The sequence below is a fragment of the Listeria cornellensis FSL F6-0969 genome, assembly GCF_000525855.1.
GTDB lineage: Bacteria > Bacillota > Bacilli > Lactobacillales > Listeriaceae > Listeria_A > Listeria_A cornellensis.
This window is the reverse complement of record NZ_AODE01000013.1, coordinates 170741-187769: the sequence shown is the minus strand read 5'-3', so window position 1 is coordinate 187769 and position 17029 is coordinate 170741. Positions and strand designations below refer to the sequence as shown.

Annotated in this window: 15 protein-coding genes and 2 pseudogenes; 1 reads left to right on the top strand and 16 read right to left on the bottom strand. The window is 44.3% G+C overall.

The annotated features are described in order from the left end of the window. Positions 1 to 16: 16 nt before the first annotated feature. The 9 genes and pseudogenes from fabG to PCORN_RS06075 form a co-directional block, all read right to left on the bottom strand. Positions 17 to 760: a 3-oxoacyl-[acyl-carrier-protein] reductase gene (fabG, locus tag PCORN_RS06115; protein WP_036078499.1), complete on the bottom strand. Its 744-nt coding sequence runs from the start codon at positions 758 to 760 to the stop codon at positions 17 to 19. Continuing rightward, positions 757 to 1707: an ACP S-malonyltransferase gene (fabD, locus tag PCORN_RS06110; RefSeq protein WP_036078496.1), complete on the bottom strand. Its 951-nt coding sequence runs from the start codon at positions 1705 to 1707 to the stop codon at positions 757 to 759. The genes fabG and fabD overlap by 4 nt, the downstream gene beginning before the upstream one ends. Then, positions 1700 to 2737: a phosphate acyltransferase PlsX gene (plsX, locus tag PCORN_RS06105; protein ID WP_036078493.1), complete on the bottom strand. Its 1038-nt coding sequence runs from the start codon at positions 2735 to 2737 to the stop codon at positions 1700 to 1702. Before plsX ends, fabD begins: the two co-directional genes overlap by 8 nt. 6 nt (positions 2738 to 2743) lie before the next feature. Continuing rightward, a complete protein-coding gene (fapR, locus tag PCORN_RS06100) occupies positions 2744 to 3319 on the bottom strand; it encodes a transcription factor FapR (RefSeq protein WP_036078491.1) in 576 nt (191 codons plus the stop codon). A 107-nt stretch (positions 3320 to 3426) separates the two neighbouring features. Then, entirely contained in the window at positions 3427 to 5475 is a 2049-nt protein-coding gene (gene recG, locus PCORN_RS06095; protein ID WP_036078488.1) for an ATP-dependent DNA helicase RecG, read from the bottom strand. Beyond that, positions 5459 to 6357 (bottom strand): annotated as a pseudogene (gene sdaAA / locus PCORN_RS06090) (L-serine ammonia-lyase, iron-sulfur-dependent, subunit alpha). Before sdaAA ends, recG begins: the two are co-directional and overlap by 17 nt. A 523-nt stretch (positions 6358 to 6880) precedes the next feature. After that, the gene (gene sdaAB, locus PCORN_RS06085; RefSeq protein ID WP_036078486.1) at positions 6881 to 7543 is read right to left on the bottom strand and encodes an L-serine ammonia-lyase, iron-sulfur-dependent subunit beta; all 663 of its coding nucleotides are present in this window, start codon (positions 7541 to 7543) and stop codon (positions 6881 to 6883) included. A 192-nt stretch (positions 7544 to 7735) separates the two neighbouring features. Continuing rightward, a complete protein-coding gene (locus PCORN_RS06080; RefSeq protein ID WP_036078484.1) occupies positions 7736 to 9394 on the bottom strand; it encodes a DAK2 domain-containing protein in 1659 nt (552 codons plus the stop codon). A gap of 16 nt (positions 9395 to 9410) precedes the next feature. Next, a complete protein-coding gene (locus tag PCORN_RS06075) occupies positions 9411 to 9776 on the bottom strand; it encodes an Asp23/Gls24 family envelope stress response protein (protein WP_036078483.1) in 366 nt (121 codons plus the stop codon). A gap of 802 nt (positions 9777 to 10578) precedes the next feature. On the opposite strand from PCORN_RS06075, the gene rpmB reads away from it, so the two are divergent. Continuing rightward, a complete protein-coding gene (rpmB, locus tag PCORN_RS06070) occupies positions 10579 to 10767 on the top strand; it encodes a 50S ribosomal protein L28 (RefSeq protein ID WP_036060116.1) in 189 nt (62 codons plus the stop codon). A 130-nt stretch (positions 10768 to 10897) separates the two neighbouring features. On the opposite strand, the gene PCORN_RS06065 is transcribed toward rpmB, so the two are convergent. The 7 genes and pseudogenes from PCORN_RS06065 to PCORN_RS06035 all read right to left on the bottom strand — a co-directional run bounded on the left by PCORN_RS06065 (position 10898) and on the right by PCORN_RS06035 (position 16998). Beyond that, positions 10898 to 11392 (bottom strand): hypothetical protein, encoded by a 495-nt coding sequence (locus PCORN_RS06065; RefSeq protein WP_036078481.1) that lies wholly within the window; start codon positions 11390 to 11392, stop codon positions 10898 to 10900. Next, positions 11392 to 11751, bottom strand: a complete 360-nt coding sequence (locus PCORN_RS06060; RefSeq protein WP_036078478.1) for a hypothetical protein — start codon at positions 11749 to 11751, stop codon at positions 11392 to 11394. Before PCORN_RS06060 ends, PCORN_RS06065 begins: the two co-directional genes overlap by 1 nt. A 13-nt stretch (positions 11752 to 11764) precedes the next feature. Beyond that, on the bottom strand, positions 11765 to 12403 hold the full coding sequence (locus PCORN_RS06055; RefSeq protein WP_036078475.1) for a thiamine diphosphokinase: 639 nt from the start codon (positions 12401 to 12403) through the stop codon (positions 11765 to 11767). A 331-nt stretch (positions 12404 to 12734) separates the two neighbouring features. Continuing rightward, entirely contained in the window at positions 12735 to 13391 is a 657-nt protein-coding gene (gene rpe / locus PCORN_RS06050) for a ribulose-phosphate 3-epimerase (protein ID WP_036078473.1), read from the bottom strand. A gap of 1 nt (position 13392) precedes the next feature. Beyond that, positions 13393 to 14281 (bottom strand): annotated as a pseudogene (gene rsgA, locus PCORN_RS06045) (ribosome small subunit-dependent GTPase A). A gap of 3 nt (positions 14282 to 14284) precedes the next feature. After that, positions 14285 to 16243, bottom strand: a complete 1959-nt coding sequence (pknB, locus tag PCORN_RS06040; protein WP_036078471.1) for a Stk1 family PASTA domain-containing Ser/Thr kinase — start codon at positions 16241 to 16243, stop codon at positions 14285 to 14287. Next, a complete protein-coding gene (locus tag PCORN_RS06035) occupies positions 16240 to 16998 on the bottom strand; it encodes a Stp1/IreP family PP2C-type Ser/Thr phosphatase (RefSeq protein WP_036078469.1) in 759 nt (252 codons plus the stop codon). Before PCORN_RS06035 ends, pknB begins: the two co-directional genes overlap by 4 nt. Between the last annotated feature and the right edge of the window lie 31 nt (positions 16999 to 17029).

Sequence of the window (17029 nt, the reverse complement as noted above, 5' to 3'; positions counted from 1 at the left end):
CTCTTCGCCAATAAAATCACATGGTCATGCCGCCGTCAATTGCAATCGTCTGCCCTGTCATGTAGCTTGAGACATCACTCGCCAAGAAAAGTACTGCATTCGCAACGTCTTCTACCGAACCATATTTCCCTAGCGGAATTTGTGCTAACATCGCTTCTTTTGTTGCTTCATCAAGCTCGTCCGTCATTTCCGTAGCGATGAAACCTGGAGCGACTGCGTTCACGTTAATACCACGTGTTGCTAGTTCGCGCGCGGTCGTTTTCGTAAGGCCAATAACACCGGCTTTACTTGCCACGTAGTTTGCTTGACCTGCGTTTCCAATCAAACCAACGACAGATGTGATATTAATAATTTTACCGTAGCGCTGTTTCATCATCGTGCGAGAAACGGCTTTTGTGCATAGGAAAACGCCTTTTAGATTTGTATCGATAACGGCATCCCATTCGTCTACTTTCATGCGCATCAATAGGTTATCGCGCGTAATTCCTGCGTTATTGACTAAAATATCAATTCGACCGTATTTGTCGACTGCTTCTTTAAATAAGGCTTGTACGTCTTCCTCAACAGCCACGTTCGCTTTCATCGCTGCGGCTTCTCCACCTGCTGCTACAATCTCATGCACGATTGCTTCTGCGGCTTCTTGAGAGCCATTGTAGTTAAAAAATACCGTTGCGCCTTGCTTGGCTAGGGTCATGACAATTTCGCGACCAATGCCGCGCGAGCCACCTGTTACTAGGGCTACTTTTCCTGTTAAAGTCATTTTTTTGCTGCCTCCTTCAATTGTTCTGCTACTTCTTTGACAGAGGCTGCGTCACCTGCTGCAAGAATCGTTACATCGCGATTAATTTTCTTGATTAGGCCAGAAAGTACTTTGCCAGAACCGATTTCAACAAATGTATCCACGCCTTGTGCTACGAGATTTGTAACGATATCTTCCCACAAAACCGGAGAATAGATTTGTTGTACTAATTTTTCTGGGATGGCATTTTTATCTGTGGTTGCTTTTGCGTCGATGTTATTCACGACTGGAATTGTGCCATCTTGGAAAGTTATTTTTTCTAACTCTCCTTGGAATTGTTCGGCTGCTGGAACCATTAATTTCGAGTGGAACGGGCCGCTTACTGCAAGAGGTAACACGCGTTTTGCACCGGCTATTTTTGCTTGTTCACCTGCTTTTTCAACGCCTGCTACGGTTCCTGAAATAACGATTTGGCCTGGGCAATTGAGGTTCGCTAGCTGCACATCGTCACCTTCTGTTGTTACGGAATCCGTGATGGCGCCAAGTGTTTCGCGATCTAAGCCTAAAATAGCTGCCATCGCGCCTTGACCGTTCGGTACCGCTGCTTCCATCAATTTACCGCGACGGTGTACTAAATAAATCGCATCTTCTGCAGATAAAAAACCGCCTGCTACAAGTGCACTGTATTCGCCTAAGCTATGTCCTGCAACGAAATCCGCTTTAATATCATACGTTTCCAGTGCTTTTAAAATCGCTACACTCGTCGAAACAAGCGCTGGTTGAGCATTTTCTGATTTTGTTAAAAGTTCCATTGGACCGTTCTGAATAACGTCCGTAATGGAATAGCCTAATTTAGCGTCAGCGGCTGTATAAACCGCCTGTGCTTCTTTATATTCTGCTGCAACATCTTGTCCCATGCCTACCTTTTGTGAGCCTTGACCTGGGAATACGAATGCTATTTTACTCATCTTTCGTGCCTCCTTGATTTGCTTTATCTTGCTCTGCTTTTAAATGACCGCTCGCTACTTCGGTTATAATCGTCTCTACTACTTGTTTTTGGACCATATCGCGCGCCTGACGAATCGCTGAGAAAATAGCCTTCGCGTTAGATGAGCCATGTGCTTTGATGACTGGGGCTTGGACACCGAATAAGCAAGCGCCACCGTATTCACTGTAATCCATTTTCGCTTTTAGTTCCATTAAATCTTTTTTCAAAAACGATGCAGCGATTTTATTTTTGAAACCGTTCATAAAGCTCATTTTCATCAGGCTGAAGAAGGCACCCGCTGTTCCTTCGATTGATTTCAACACCATGTTTCCCGTGAAACCGTCTGTTACGATCACATCCGCGACGTCCATCATGATATCACGTGCTTCCACATTGCCGACAAAATGGTACGATTCTTGATTTTTCATGAGTTCAAAAGCACGCTTCGTCAAATCGTTTCCTTTTGTTTCCTCGGTGCCGATATTAAGCAAAGCCACGCGTGGACGCTCTATTTTACGGACTTTCTCCGCGTAAACCGAACCCATTAGACCAAACTGCAAAAGGTGTTCGGGTTTTGCTTCGGAATTCGCGCCTAAATCAAGCATCACAAAACCTTTTCCGGTAACGGTTGGCAATGTTGGCGCTAGGGCTGGGCGATCGATGCCTTTAATGCGACCAATCACGAATAGCCCAGTTGCCATCAAAGCCCCTGTGTTCCCTGCCGAAATACAGGCATCTGCCTCACCATCTTTCACGGCTTGCGCGGCTAAAACCATCGATGCTCTTTTTTTACGCTTCACTGCACGGACTGGTTCATCGTCACTTTCGATTTTTTCATCCGTATGTATGATTTGAATGCGCGTTTTATCTGCCAAATATTCATTAATTTGCACTTCATCACCAAAAAGGAGAAACTCTACATCTTTATATTGTGCGGCGGCTTTCATAACACCAAGCACAATCTCTTTAGGCGCATTATCGCCGCCCATTGCATCTATCGCGATTCTCATTTCACGTCACTCCTTTTTTTCTTTTGTATGGTACATCTCGAATTTTCCTTTTAACACCATTTCATCGCCGACATAGCTGTTGACATCGACAATCGTGATCGACTTACTATCGCGATCATCACGCACTTTCGCCTTTGCAATCACGCGTTCGCCTTCTTTAACGGAATGGATAAATCGAACGGTCGCTTGGGTTGTTAGGGCCAAATCGTTCGGAATAATCGCCGTTGCAAGCGAATTAGCTTGGGCGAATAAATGATGTCCACGGGCAATTTTATTTCGCTTAAAAACATGTTCTGGACCTACTTCAAAAATCGAAATAGCGCCTTTATTTAATTCAATATCAATGATTTCACCGATAATTTCTTCGATTGGAAGGGAGCGAACGGCATCTGCGTAGTTTTCGGAAGCCACATGTTTAATTCGTTCGCGAAGTTCTGGAATCGCGAGTGCAACCCGGTCTAGTCGAACTGTCTGCACGCTGACTTGAAACTTTTCGGCCAATTGTTCGTCCGTGATAAACGGATTGTCTTCAATCGCTTGGACCAGTCTCGTTTGCCTCTCTTTTTTAGGATATTTTTTCACCTGCGTTCCCTCCTCTTCTTTTTTGAATTTTAACACCAGATACTAAGAGTAATATATAAAAAAATGCTCCCAACATGCAAGTTATAAGGCTAGGCGTATTTCGGGAATCAGTCTAATTTCTGTTCACCGAAGACGCCGCTTGCCTCGAAAAAGTCGCGTAACGGAGCGTATTCTGCTTGTTCTAAAAAGCCATCGTGATAAATGATTTCGACGGCGTCTTGGCGGGCAATTTCCAAAACGCGGTAGTCATGCACCATATCGGCGACTTTGAATTCTGGGATACCGCTCTGTTTTTTGCCGAAGAAATCACCGGGGCCACGGAGTTCTAAGTCACGTTCGCTGACGACAAAGCCGTCATTTGTCTCGGTCATGATAGTCATCCGTTCTTTGCCGACTTCGGTTTTCGGATCGGCGATGAGGACGCAGAAGGATTGCTCGGCGCCACGGCCAACACGACCGCGAAGTTGATGGAGTTGCGCGAGGCCAAACCGGTCTGCGTCGTAGATAACCATCATCGTTGCATTTGGAACGTTGACACCGACTTCGACAACCGTCGTAGATACGAGACAATCGATTTTGTGGTCGTTGAAGTCCCGCATAATTTGATCTTTTTCTACCGATGGAAGTTTGCCGTGCATCAAGCCCGCGGAATGCTTGCCTTGCCATTTGCCGTTTAAAATATTGTACACGTCGATGGCATTTTGGACGTCTAATTTCTCGGATTCTTCGATAAGTGGACAAATCACGTAAGCTTGACGCCCTTTCGTGATTTCCTGTTCGATAAAACCGATGACGCGTTCGAGCATTTGATGCTTCACCCAATACGTTTCGATTTGCTTCCGACCAGCCGGTAATTCGTCGATGACCGACACGTCCATCTCACCAAAAGCCGTGATGGCAAGCGTTCGTGGAATCGGTGTCGCCGTCATGAATAGAACATCGGGAAACGCGCCTTTTTCACGTAAAACGCGACGCTGTTCGACGCCAAATCGATGTTGTTCATCCGTGATAACAAGCCCTAACTTCTTAAAAATAACCTCGTCTTGAATAAGGGCGTGCGTTCCGACAAGAACATCGATTTCTCCAGCTTCTAGTAACGCCAACATTTCGCGACGCCGCTTTCCTTTGACGCTACTTGTTAAGAGTCCGACGGTGACATCGAAGGGTTGCAATAAATTGACTAACGAATTCGCGTGTTGCTCTGCCAAAATCTCTGTCGGTACCATCAATGCACCTTGAAAACCACTTTTTGCCGCAGCGTAGAGAGCAATCGAGGCCACGACGGTTTTTCCTGATCCTACATCCCCTTGAAGCAGGCGGTTCATATGGAAATGCGATTTCATGTCGCCACATATTTCATTGACCACCCGTTTTTGCGCATCGGTAAGCGAAAATGGCAAGCTCTCAATGTAATGACGCAGATCATTAACGTCATAATCAATGGACACGCCACCAGACCGTTCACGCTCAATTTTGCGAAATAACTGCATTTTCAACTGAAACAATAGGAACTCTTCATAAACCATCCGACGCCGTGCCTGTTTTAGCTCTTCCGGACTTTTTGGAAAATGTAAAAATTGAACCGCTTCCTGCCTTGAAATTAGCTGGTATTTTTGCATCCATTTTTCAGGTAAAATTTCAACGATGGAATCACCATACGCGTCAAAAGCTGCAGCCGTGAATTTCAGCAACGTTTTATTTCGAATCGTACCTTTTAGCCTGTAAACCCCTTCCAGCGCTTCCTCCGACGTTTGATGTCCCGCTTTATATTTACTAGCCGTAATTTGCGCGCGACCTTTGTCCCATTTCCCCGAAACCGTCACAGCATCGCCAACCGCCAGTTTACCTTTTATGTATGGCTGATTGAAAAAATCGATTTTCACGACTTGATGCCCGGATGCAACGCGAAAAGACAGCTTCGATTTCTTTCTTCCGTAGTAGGCCAGAGTAGGCTCGGTCAGGACTTCTCCTTGCACCGTCACCCGCTCTTCATGCGCCACTTCGGACAAATCCCGCAACCGATAATCTTCATACCGATATGGAAAATTGAAAAGTAAATCTGCTACTGTCTCTATATCCAATTCTTTTAACGTTTTTGCCGTTTCAGCGCCGACACCCTTTACGTCCGTCACTGGAATATCATTCAGATTCTTCACGTTCCTCTTGCGGCGACAAACCAAAGATCTTTCTTTGTACTGCCCTACCAGTAGGTGTTGCCGCTAGACCTCCTTCGCCGGTTTCACGTAATGAACTCGGCATTTGTAGCCCAACGCGGTACATCGCCTCAATCACTTCATCACATGGAATTCTACTTTTGATACCTGCTAATGCCATATCCGCTGAAATCATCGCCTGTGAAGCTCCTAGCGCGTTACGTTTCACACATGGAACCTCGACAAGACCGGCCACAGGATCACAAACAAGTCCTAACATATTTTTCATCGTCATTGCCATTGCTTCGGCCGATTGTTCCGGAGTCCCACCTGCCGCTTCCACAATCGCCGCCGACGCCATCGCACTCGCCGAACCAATTTCCGCTTGGCAACCGCCTGCCGCACCAGAAATAAAGCTTTATTCGCCACGACAAATCCGAATGCACCGGCCGTGAAAAGGAACCGCAGCATATCATCACGCGACATGTTCAAGCGATCCTTCACCGCATAGAGCACACCAGGAACAACCCCAGCACTACCAGCAGTTGGCGTCGCACAAATCACGCCCATCGCAGCGTTGACCTCATTTGTCGCAATCGCTTTAGCAACCGCATCTAAAATCGTCTCACCAGACAGCATATTGCCTTTTGCAATGTATTCGCGCATAAGAACCGCATCGCCACCAGTCAATCCAGTTGTCGATTCCACGCCATCTTCCCCGCGAATAATCGCCTCTTCCATCACTGTCAAATTACGATCCATCACTTCTAAAATTGCTTCTCGCGTATTGTTGGTAACATGCATTTCGCGTTCGATCATGATTTCCGAGATCGGTTTATTATCGCGACTTGCGATATCGATAAGTTCTGCCACTGAATGGAACATTTTATTGACCTCCTTTGTTGGGTACTTGTGAAGCGTGCTTTGCTGGAAGTGATCTCTCAGCATATCTTAGGCGCTAAAGTAAGTACGGCAACTAAATTAATATTGGAACGGTATGATTTTACTTTTTTACGTTTTAAAGAATATGGTATTGCGTCATATTTGGCGCCTTCGGATCTAGCTTTGTTGAGGTTTTTGAAAAGCGTCGTTTGCTTTGTTAGAACCTCAATATGCAGTGAAATGTAATGAAACTGCCTTCCTTTTTAGCCAGACCCTCGAAATTTGTTCCTTATCCCTAACAAATGTTTCAAGGTTCGGACAGCAGACTACTAATAATTTGTTAGTCATTCATTACCTAGCAATCATGGTTGCAGGAACGCTCCGATTTTCGACGTATCATCGTTTCCAGATCTAGCTTCAAGAGCCAGCCTCTCGGAAATTTCGTGGCCTCCGTAAAAGTCAAAAGAGGACTTTCACTGCGCCCCCTAACAATTTCTGTCGAGGCTAAACGGGCTCTCTCAGCTTTTCAGAGTACAAAACTCGCCACCTGATAAATATCCTGTAACTCTTTAATCTCATCCAAAACAACCTGCTCTACTCGCTGGTCGACCTCAAGCACCATCAAAGCTTCATCGCCTTTTACTTTTCTAGATACTTTCATTTGCCCGATATTAATCTTATGCTTGGCAAAAATTCCTGAAACAGCTGCAATTGCGCCAAACTGATCTTTATGTAACACTAAAACAGCCGGTGACATTCCCGTAAACTCAAGCTCGAACTCATTCAAGCGTACAATTTCGACCTTACCGCCACCTATCGATGCCCCAACCAACGTTGTCTGTTGCATCCCGTTTTTGAGCACTAATTTTACAGTATTGGGGTGAGCCGCTTCCTCGCGTTCCTCGATGAAATTAATATGCATGCCCCACTCTTCGGCAAGCTTAATCGCTTCTGGCATCCGCTCGTCATCCGTCTCAAAACCAAGCAAACCACCGATAAGCGCCACATCCGTCCCGTGTCCCTTATACGTCTTCGCAAAAGACCCATACAAATGAATATCCACCTGCATCGGCATCTCATTAAAAACACTCCGAGCCACAGCGCCAATCCGACAAGCCCCGGCTGTATGCGAACTCGAAGGCCCAATCATCACCGGCCCAATAATATCAAACACACTATTAAATTTCATCTCACTTCACCCCTTCATAATTATTGTAACAACGATCTAACTACAAACACGCCGTAGATTACCAAGCTGAGAGAGGCGCGGCAAATGCTTAGTTTCTAGGCAAAGCCGAGCACCGAAGCGGAGCGTACGACTGTACGTGAGCATCGGAGCACAGGCTTTAACGACGAAAATGAGCGTTTGCCGCGCCTCTCGTCACTCGACGGAGAAGATGTATGGATATACCGGTTGCCCGCCCGAATGAATCTCAAACTCAATCTCGGGGAACTGATTCGACACAAGCTCTGCGACTTTTTCAGCATCCGCTTCTGTCACGTCCTCACCATAAAGCAATGTCACGATTTCACTATATTCATCGACCATCTCAGAAAGCGCCGCAACTGTTGCCTCTTCAAGACTTGGATGACATACTTTAATATCGCCTTCCACAATCCCGATATAATCATCTTTCTTAATCGCCACGCCGTCCACTGTCGTATCACGAACTGCCGTCGTCACTTGTCCACTTGCGATATCTTGAATAGCCGCGACCATCTCATTCGCATTATCCTCAAACGTGAAATCAGCTTGGAACACAAGCAATGCCGCTAAACCTTGTGGAATCGTTTTCGTCGGAATAATTTTGACCTTATCTTCACCTAAAATAAGCGCGGCTTGATCTGCAGCCATTTGAATATTCTTATTGTTCGGCAACACAAAAACTTGCTCGGCATTTGCTGATTCAATTGCCTTCACAATATCTTCCGTACTTGGGTTCATCGTCTGACCACCAGAAAGAACGACCGTAGCGCCAACACTTTCGAATAGACGTTTGATCCCTTCTCCAACCGAAACCGTCACGATACCGTAAGCTGCTTTTTCAGATGCTTCTGCGGGCGTATCCTTCACGACTTCGCGATGTTGCTCACGCATGTTGTCGACCTTCATTTTGATGAGACTACCATATTGCTGACCATAATTGAAAACATTCCCCGGATGCTCTGTATGAACATGGACTTTTGCTACTTCATCGTCTGCAACAACAAGCAGGGAATCGCCCATTTCTGAGAGATCCGTGCGGAACTTCTCTTCATCAAATTTCTTTTGTCCTGGTTTATTTTCATTGATTTGTACCATGATCTCTGTACAATAACCATAAACGATTTCTTCCGTTGACATGACATCCTGCACGTGGCGATGATGTTCCGCATTAATTAGCTCACCCATCGAAGCCGTGTAGTTTGTTATACCATCTTCATTGCCTGTTAAAGCCGCATAAAATCCTTCATAAATAATGATTAGGCCTTGCCCGCCACTATCCACGACACCAACTTCTTTTAAAACTGGCAACATCTCTTGCGTTTTAGCAAGCACGATTCTACCTTTTTCAAGGATTTGTTGCATCACGAATTCGATATCATCTGATTCATTAGCCGCGATAACACCCGCTTTTGCAGCTTCACGAGCCACCGTCAAAATCGTACCTTCCACAGGTTTCATCACGGCTTTATAAGCAGTTTCCACACCAGCCGTGAACGCAGCTGCGAGTTCTTTCGTATTTAATTCGGTTTTGCCTTCGATAGACTTTGAAAAACCACGGAAAAGTTGGGATAAAATAACACCCGAATTACCGCGCGCTCCCATTAGAAGCCCTTTTGCTAGACTGCTTCCTACCGCGCCCACAGTGCTTAGGCTATGTCGACTAACCTCTTGCGCACCACTCGTCATAGAAAGATTCATATTGGTTCCCGTGTCTCCGTCTGGAACTGGGAAGACATTCAAAGAATCCACGAAATCTGCGTTCTTTGCTAAATTTTCTGATCCAGCAACAACCATTGCCGCTAATTTTTCTCCATTCAACTGATACATACTCACGATTACGTATCCTCCCTTATGCTTCGTTCGTCACACGGACACCCTGGACATAGATATTCACAGAATCAACTGTGATGCCCAACGTTTTTTCTAATGTATACTTCACACGCTCTTGTACGTTATGAGCCACTTCGGAAATCTTCGTACCAAAACCAACAATAATATACATATCAATATTTAAACCGTCATCTTCTTGACGAACAATAACACCTTTCGTATAGTTTTCACGACGTAAAATATCAGTCAAGCCATCACGGATTTGATGCTGACTCGCCATCCCAACAATGCCGAAATTCTCCTCTGCCGCACCCCCAGCAAGCGTTGCGATCACATCTGTTGTGATCTCAATTTTGCCAAGCTTTGTTTCCATTTCAATTGTCATCTTTATAGTTCCTCCTTATTATGAAGTAGGTTTTGTGGAAGAAGCCGATTTCTTGCCTGCGCTTCTTGCTTTCTTTACTTAAAAAATCACACTAACATTTCTGTTCCTTTCTATTCTACTATAATTAAAGAGGGTTGGGAAGGAGTTTGTTGTTGTGGCTCTTATGAAGCATCTTCTGCTGAATTAGAGCCTCAATATGAGTGTGAGCAAAGTGAGCATTCGTTCCATGCCCCTTGCTGAATTAGATTGTCAATATGCATGTGAGCGTAGTGAGCAGGTAATCCATCAGTGGCTCTTAAACGCTAAGCTATGACGCTTGCCTTAATTAGTATGTGGGCTGAAAACTTGGATGAATGGGAGCGTCGTGAGCATTTGTTCCTTGCACTTGGCTTCGAGTCTTGCTTTCATTTAAAAAACTTCTCGCCCTGATTTATATTCGTGATGCAAAAAAATAAGGACTACTCCTGTCACAGCGTAAAATCATATTCAGCGTTCGTTTGTAGGCTTCTTCACGCTCGGGCCAGCTTCAACAGCCAGATCCTCGAAATTTTCGTGGCCTCCGCAAAAACCAAGAGCGGGTTTTCACTGCGCCCTCTAACAAATTTTTTCGGATCTAACGGGCTGTTTCCGCTTTTCATGGTGTCAAGTAAAAATTCTTTGCAGGTTTTTCGCTTAAGAGGTTGCAATTGGGGTTCGTTTATGATAAATTATTGTAGTATATGAAAAACAAAAAGCTATTTTTATGCGTTAGATGGGTAATTAACAGCTTTTTTGAAGTAGCTCTGTAAGGAGGGAAATAACGATGGCAAAAGTATGCGTAATCACAGGTCGTAAAACTCGTTCTGGTAACAAACGTTCCCACGCGATGAACGCAAGCAAACGTACTTGGAAAGCAAACTTACAAAAAGTTCGTATCTTAGTAAACGGCAAACCTAAAAAAGTTTGGGTTTCAGCTCGTGCGCTTAAATCCGGTAAAGTTGAACGTGTTTAATAAGAAAATGGATGCAGGTCTTCGGACGCTGCATTTTTTCTTTGCCTAGAAATAGCTCAAATGTATCCGTTTATATAAAAAATAGCAGAAAAGACTACATTCGTAATCCAATCTGCTATTTACCATACTTTTATATCCTCATAAAAGTAGCACCACGTTCAAAAATTCGGATGTCATCACCTGTCCCCTTACCAATCTTGTTGTAAATCTCTTTTTCAGTCAGGTCCGTTCCTTCCGTATTCCACGGAGTAAGCGCCATAAATTTCCAGGTTCCATTCACTTTTTGTAATGTTAATTCTAGTTTTTCTGGCTTTTCTTTATCAATGAATGTGAACAAATAATAAATCTTGTCTTTTTGGTAATAGGCGCCATATAAGTAATCTTTGCCCTCGATTACTTCTTTGTAGGTGCTATGATATGCTGGCAAGTCATTCCCAACTGTGTTTTTCTGCACATTCGATATATCGTTATCAAAAATAGCTTCAATCGTCTGTGTTGCCAGCTTATCTGCCGCTTCATCAGGACTCGAACTTTTATTGTCATTTAACCCATTCGGGGCTGTCGAACAAGCTGAGAGTGCGAGAAATAAACATACCGATAGCAAGATTTGAAAACTTTTCTTCATCAGCGTTCGCCTTTTTCTAATTTGTCGACATTAGAAACGATAACGCCGCCGATAAGAATCGCGATTCCTGGGAACGGATTCACAAAGATAGCACACGCGATTCCCGTGATTGTCAACGTTAAGCCTGCTTTGTAATAACTTTTTTTGATTAGGAAAACCAGTCCAATAACCGCAATAATCATGAAGAAAATTCCAATGTAGGTCATGCTCATCAAAGCATTATATAATGGATTTGTGCTGCTTTTTCCCAGATTAATAAAGGTAGAAATTTGTACGAGAACGCTTAAAATCAGTCCGATAATCGTAATAATCAGGGCTATTTTCGATCTTTTTGCGATTAATGCTGTATTATCTTTCATTGCAATACTCCCTCTAGTCATTACTTTGGATAAATAAAATTAAACCTGTTTGGAATGAAAACGTGCCTTGTTCGCCGAGAAATTCGTTGCTGGAAAGCGCGGCTCCAAATGGATAATTGGCTTCATTTAATGGATATTTGAATCCTTTTAATGTCAGTTTTGTCACGTCTGCCATCGTTATGAAGGCGGCGTATTTTTTGTCTGGCATTCGAGAAACTGTATATTCGCCTGGTGTGTACATTTTGACGTAATTGTAGCGATCGATTAGTTCGATTTTAGAAATAACACCCAGATAACGTGGTTGCATGAGCATCATAATGTTAGCCAGTAAATGATCGAGACGACCGCCTGTCGCGCCAAAAATTCGAATGAGGTCTGGTTGTTGCGTGAGCGCCCACTGCAGGCCGATTTCGGTGTCTGTTTCGTCTTTTTCAGCTGGGAATTCTGTTACTTCAGTCCGTGTTTTTAGATGCGCTAATTCTTGCTTGGAAAGAGAATCGAAGTCGCCCATCGCGATGATTGGTGTGATGCCACGATCTGTGAGGCGGATAGCACCACGGTCGACACCAATCCATGGAATGGCTTTGTCGTAGTGCGATATATCAGGGAGTTCCGATTCTGGACCTCCGACCATGATATGTAAGGTTTTCATTGGATTTATCTTCCTCCTCAGTATGCATAAAGATGCCGTGTCAAAATGAGTGTGAACAAAGTGAGCATTCGTTCCTTGTACTTCGTCATAACAGGCACCTAACAAATTTCTCCACAGCTGAACGGCGGACTAATAATAATTTGGTGGTTATTCATAGTCCAGCAATCGTGTTTGCGGGAACGCTTCAGGTTCTGACCTATCAGCGTCTCCAGATCCAGCTGAAAGAGCCAGCCTCTCGGAAATTTCGTGGCCTCCATAAAAGTCAAAAGAAGACTTTTACTGCGCCCCCTAACAATTTCTGTCGAGGCTAACGGGCTCTTTCAGCTTTTCGTCATTCCCCCACAATTTCCCGCAACTTATCCACGGCTTTCTCCCTGTTCTTATTCCCATAAATATACGATCCGGCGACAAAAACATCGGCGCCTGCTGCCACGCATAGTGGAGCGGTTTTATCATCCACGCCGCCGTCTACTTCAATCTCGATGTTCAGGCCTTTTTCGTCAATCATTTGCTTCGCGGCTGTGATCTTCGGTAGCACTTCTTTAATAAAACTCTGCCCACCAAATCCTGGATTAACCGTCATAAATAGTATCAAATCGACTTCTTCCAACACATGTTTAATCGTTTCAATCGGTGTCGCTGGATTTAAAACAACACCCGCTTTCACATCAAAAGACCGAATTAATTGCAAGGTACGATGTAAATGCGGGCATGCTTCCACATGTACCGAAATATAGTCTGCGCCTGCTTTCGCAAATTCCGGAATATATAAATCTGGATTTTCAATCATCAAGTGTACATCAAGCGGTAGTTTTGTGACTGGTCGAATCGCTTTCACAACGCTTGGACCAAATGTAATATTGGGCACAAAATGTCCGTCCATCACATCGACGTGAATGTAGTCTGCACCGTATCCCTCGACTTCCTTAATATCTGCTGCTAAATTTGCAAAGTCTGCGCTAAGTATCGATGGAGCTATTTTTCCCATGTTAATACCTCTCTTTTTTGTTTTTGACTTCAGTTAAAATTTGAATGTAATGTTTGTACCGAAACGCTGCAATTTCACCGTTTTCGACAGCGGTTTTCACAGCGCATTTCGGCTCGTTTTCGTGGACGCAACCGCGGAACTTACATTCGCCGCGACGTCGGTCTATTTCTGGAAAGCAAAATTGGAGATTTTCAGTCGTTAATTCGTCCATTTCAATCGAGCTAAAACCTGGTGTATCTGCAATGAAGCCGTCGCCGATTGTCATCAATTCCACATGACGTGTGGTATGTTTTCCGCGTCCTAATACGAATGAGATAACACCTGTTTCTATGTCCAAATTCGGATTGAGCGTGTTCAACAAGGTCGATTTTCCAACACCAGATTGGCCTGCAATCACAGCGATTTTTCCAGCGATAACATCCAAAACTACTTTTTTATCGATTTCGGTATTCGTCAACAACACTTGATATCCCGCTTCTTCATATATCGCTTGGTACTCAGCGATTTCGGCTTTTCGCGCGTCATCCGCCAAGTCCATTTTGCTGATACAAATAACGGGCTCCACGTCTTCGAGCTCAATGGCTACCAAGAATCGGTCGGCTAAATTAGCGGAGAAATCTGGCTCTACCGCTGAAAAAAACGAGCAATGCTAAATCCACATTCGCAATCGGTGGACGTACTAGCTCATTTTTCCGAGGAAGTAGCTCTAGCACGTACCCTTCTTTCAAATTATCTGCTTGAAAAACGACATGATCGCCGACAAGCGGTGTCAATCCACGTTTTCTAAAATTACCACGCGCGCGACATTGATAGGTTTTGCCTTCGCAATAAACGTAATAAAAACCGCTTAACGCCTTCATAATTTGTCCTTCCAGAAAAGTCACCTTCATTTCTTATGAATTTGGATAATCAATGGTTTCCTCTAAAATAACGGTATTATCGCGAACGATTTTATACCCGCCTTGTGTGCCCTCTTCAATTTCAAAAGATAACGTCTCGGCTGTATCTTTCGTGATATCCATTTCTTTGTAGGCTTTCGTCATACTGTTGTTCTTGTCTTGAATATAAATCTGAATATGCTGTGGTACGAGCGGATTCGCAGCTGGATCTTCCGGCTCATACTTGATATTAATGGTTCGCTTGACCGTCTTCACTTCTTTTTCTTTCGGGCCTTTACTCATCACCACCGTCACTTTGTCACCTTTATTTAAAGAGGCTCCTGCTTCTGGTTTTTGTGAGATGACTTGACCCGCGCCGACTGTATCGGAATATTCTTCGCTACCGACAGAAATGGTAATGTCGTTGGAGCTCGCATAATCGTCGAGACCGACTTGGTTAAATCCTGATAAGTCTTTTAACGTCAACGGTTGTGCGCCTTTACTCACTACGAACGAAATTTCTGTATCCGCGGCAATGACTTCGCTTCCTGACGTCGGATCTTGTGAAATAATCACACCTGAATCTACAGAATCGCTGTATTCTTCCGTATAGCTTACTTTTTTATAGCCTTGTTGATCTAACACTTGTTTCACGGTATCGTACGTCTTGCCGGTGTAGTCTTCCACTGTGATTTTCTTCGCGCCGATGCTCATGTACAGGTTGACTGTCGAGCCTTTTTCTTCGCCTGTCCCAATTTCAGGATCGGTTTCGATGATTTTTCCTTCATCGATTTTATCGCTATTCTTCTCAAACGTTTCTCCGACGACAAACCCCGCATCTTGCAGTTTTTGCACGGCGGTTTCTTTCGTATCGTTTGCCACGTTTGGAATCTTCACTGTTGCTGGTGGACGGCCCATAAGCCAGAGCGCAACGATGATAATCGCGAATAAAAGAACGACAGCGGATATAATCCAGATTTTCTTTTTATTGTTCTTCTTCTTTTTCGGTGGTTCGGTAGGTTCTTCCGACTTTTCTGCGGCGCTAACTACCGTATTATCGAGGTTTTGCATCGCGTTTTTCGTTGCGATAATGGGGATCGTTTTCGTTTCGCCATCGTCCATCGGGAAAACATATTTCGGTTCATTGCGCCGCTCTGGATCCAACGCGGTTTTTAAATCTGCTTTCATTTCTTCAGCGGTTTGATACCGCAAAAATGGATCTTTGGCTGTCGCGCGCGTCACAATATTTTCTAAACTTTGCGGAATCTCTTGGTTTTGGTCGCGAATCGATGGGATGCTTGCTTGTAGATGCTTGATTGCGATTGAAACCGGCGATTCACCATCATGTGGAACTTTTCCGACAAGCAATTCGTAGAGGACGATTCCGAGCGAGTAAATGTCTGATTTTTGCGTTGCCATGCCGCCACGGGCTTGTTCTGGTGACAAATAATGCACGGAACCAAGTAGCGAATTGGTCTGTGTGATTGATGTTTCTGAGAGCGCCATCGCGATACCGAAATCGGTAATTTTCACAACGCCGTCATGGTCGATTAAAATATTTTGCGGCTTCAAGTCACGATGGACGATATGTGCACTATGGGCTACCGCAACTGCTGAAACAATTTGGAGCATGATGTCCACAGCTTTTTCGAATGGAATTGGATGGTTTTCGTGAATGTACTGCTTTAAATCCATTCCTTCTACGTATTCCATGACGATGTAGTGAAGGTCGTTCTCCTCGCCTACATCGTAAATGCTAACAATGTTTGGATGCACCAAGCTTGTCGCCGATTGTGCTTCTCGCTGAAAACGGCGTATCAAGTTACTTTCATCTGCTAAATCAATACGCAAAACTTTCACAGCCACATTGCGATCAAGAATCATGTCATGTGCAAGAAAAACATTGGCCATTCCGCCGCCACCGATTGCGCTGACAACTTTGTAACGGTCATTAATTCGCTTGCCGATCATCATGATGCATCCCTACCTTTCTCCCCTAGATTCCGTTCCAAAAGCAACACCGTGATATTGTCTTCCCCACCATTTGCGTTCGCTTTCGTTATAAAAATGTCCGCTTTTTCTGCGAGCGTTCGTTTGCTTGTTAGGACCGCTTCGATTTCTTGCTCGGTCAGCATATTGGATAAACCATCCGAACAAAGCAGTAGCTGATCCTTCGACTGAAATGGCAAAATAAAGACATCCGTCTCCACATTTCCTTCAATTCCTAGCGCGCGTAGTAAAATATTTTTGCGTGGATGATTTTCCGCGTCTTCTTTCGTAATTTCACCTTTACGAAGCAGTTCATTGACGAGCGAATGATCTTCGGTAAGCTGTTCTAGCACGCCATTTTTCATAATATAGCCACGACTATCGCCAACGTTTGCTACGATAATTTGACTATTTGAAAAAACGGCTGCAACAAGCGTTGTTCCCATACCTTGAAGTGTCGGGTCTTGTTTTGCGTGCGCCAAAATTTGCTCGTTCACCGCTTGAATAGCCTCACGAAACCATGCATCGATTTCTGCTGCGGACTTCATATCGGCGACATTTTGCCATTTTTTGCTGAGTAAACGAACGGCCATTTCACTCGCAACGTCGCCAGCTCTGTGACCACCCATTCCGTCTGCAACGATGACTAGCGGATTTCCAATTTGATTTTCGAAAATGCCACCGTTATCTTCATTATGATTTCTGATTCTGCCTCGATCTGTTCTAAATTCTGCATGCATATTACTTACACCTCACCTTGCTGGGAAAATT

Bases quoted from the DNA above. Each gene is read 5' to 3' on its own strand.
- rpe (WP_036078473.1), bottom strand. From the start codon at position 13,391: ATGGGAAAAATAGCTCCATCGATACTTAGCGCAGACTTTGCAAATTTA.
- PCORN_RS06060 (WP_036078478.1), bottom strand. From the start codon at position 11,751: ATGAAAGATAATACAGCATTAATCGCAAAAAGATCGAAAATAGCCCTG.
- fabD (WP_036078496.1), bottom strand. From the start codon at position 1,707: ATGAGTAAAATAGCATTCGTATTCCCAGGTCAAGGCTCACAAAAGGTA.
- PCORN_RS06065 (WP_036078481.1), bottom strand. From the start codon at position 11,392: ATGAAGAAAAGTTTTCAAATCTTGCTATCGGTATGTTTATTTCTCGCA.
- fabG (WP_036078499.1), bottom strand. From the start codon at position 760: ATGACTTTAACAGGAAAAGTAGCCCTAGTAACAGGTGGCTCGCGCGGC.
- pknB (WP_036078471.1), bottom strand. From the start codon at position 16,243: ATGATGATCGGCAAGCGAATTAATGACCGTTACAAAGTTGTCAGCGCA.
- PCORN_RS06035 (WP_036078469.1), bottom strand. From the start codon at position 16,998: ATGCATGCAGAATTTAGAACAGATCGAGGCAGAATCAGAAATCATAAT.
- PCORN_RS06055 (WP_036078475.1), bottom strand. From the start codon at position 12,403: ATGAAAACCTTACATATCATGGTCGGAGGTCCAGAATCGGAACTCCCT.
- PCORN_RS06075 (WP_036078483.1), bottom strand. From the start codon at position 9,776: ATGACAATTGAAATGGAAACAAAGCTTGGCAAAATTGAGATCACAACA.
- sdaAB (WP_036078486.1), bottom strand. From the start codon at position 7,543: ATGAAATTTAATAGTGTGTTTGATATTATTGGGCCGGTGATGATTGGG.
- rpmB (WP_036060116.1), top strand. From the start codon at position 10,579: ATGGCAAAAGTATGCGTAATCACAGGTCGTAAAACTCGTTCTGGTAAC.
- plsX (WP_036078493.1), bottom strand. From the start codon at position 2,737: ATGAGAATCGCGATAGATGCAATGGGCGGCGATAATGCGCCTAAAGAG.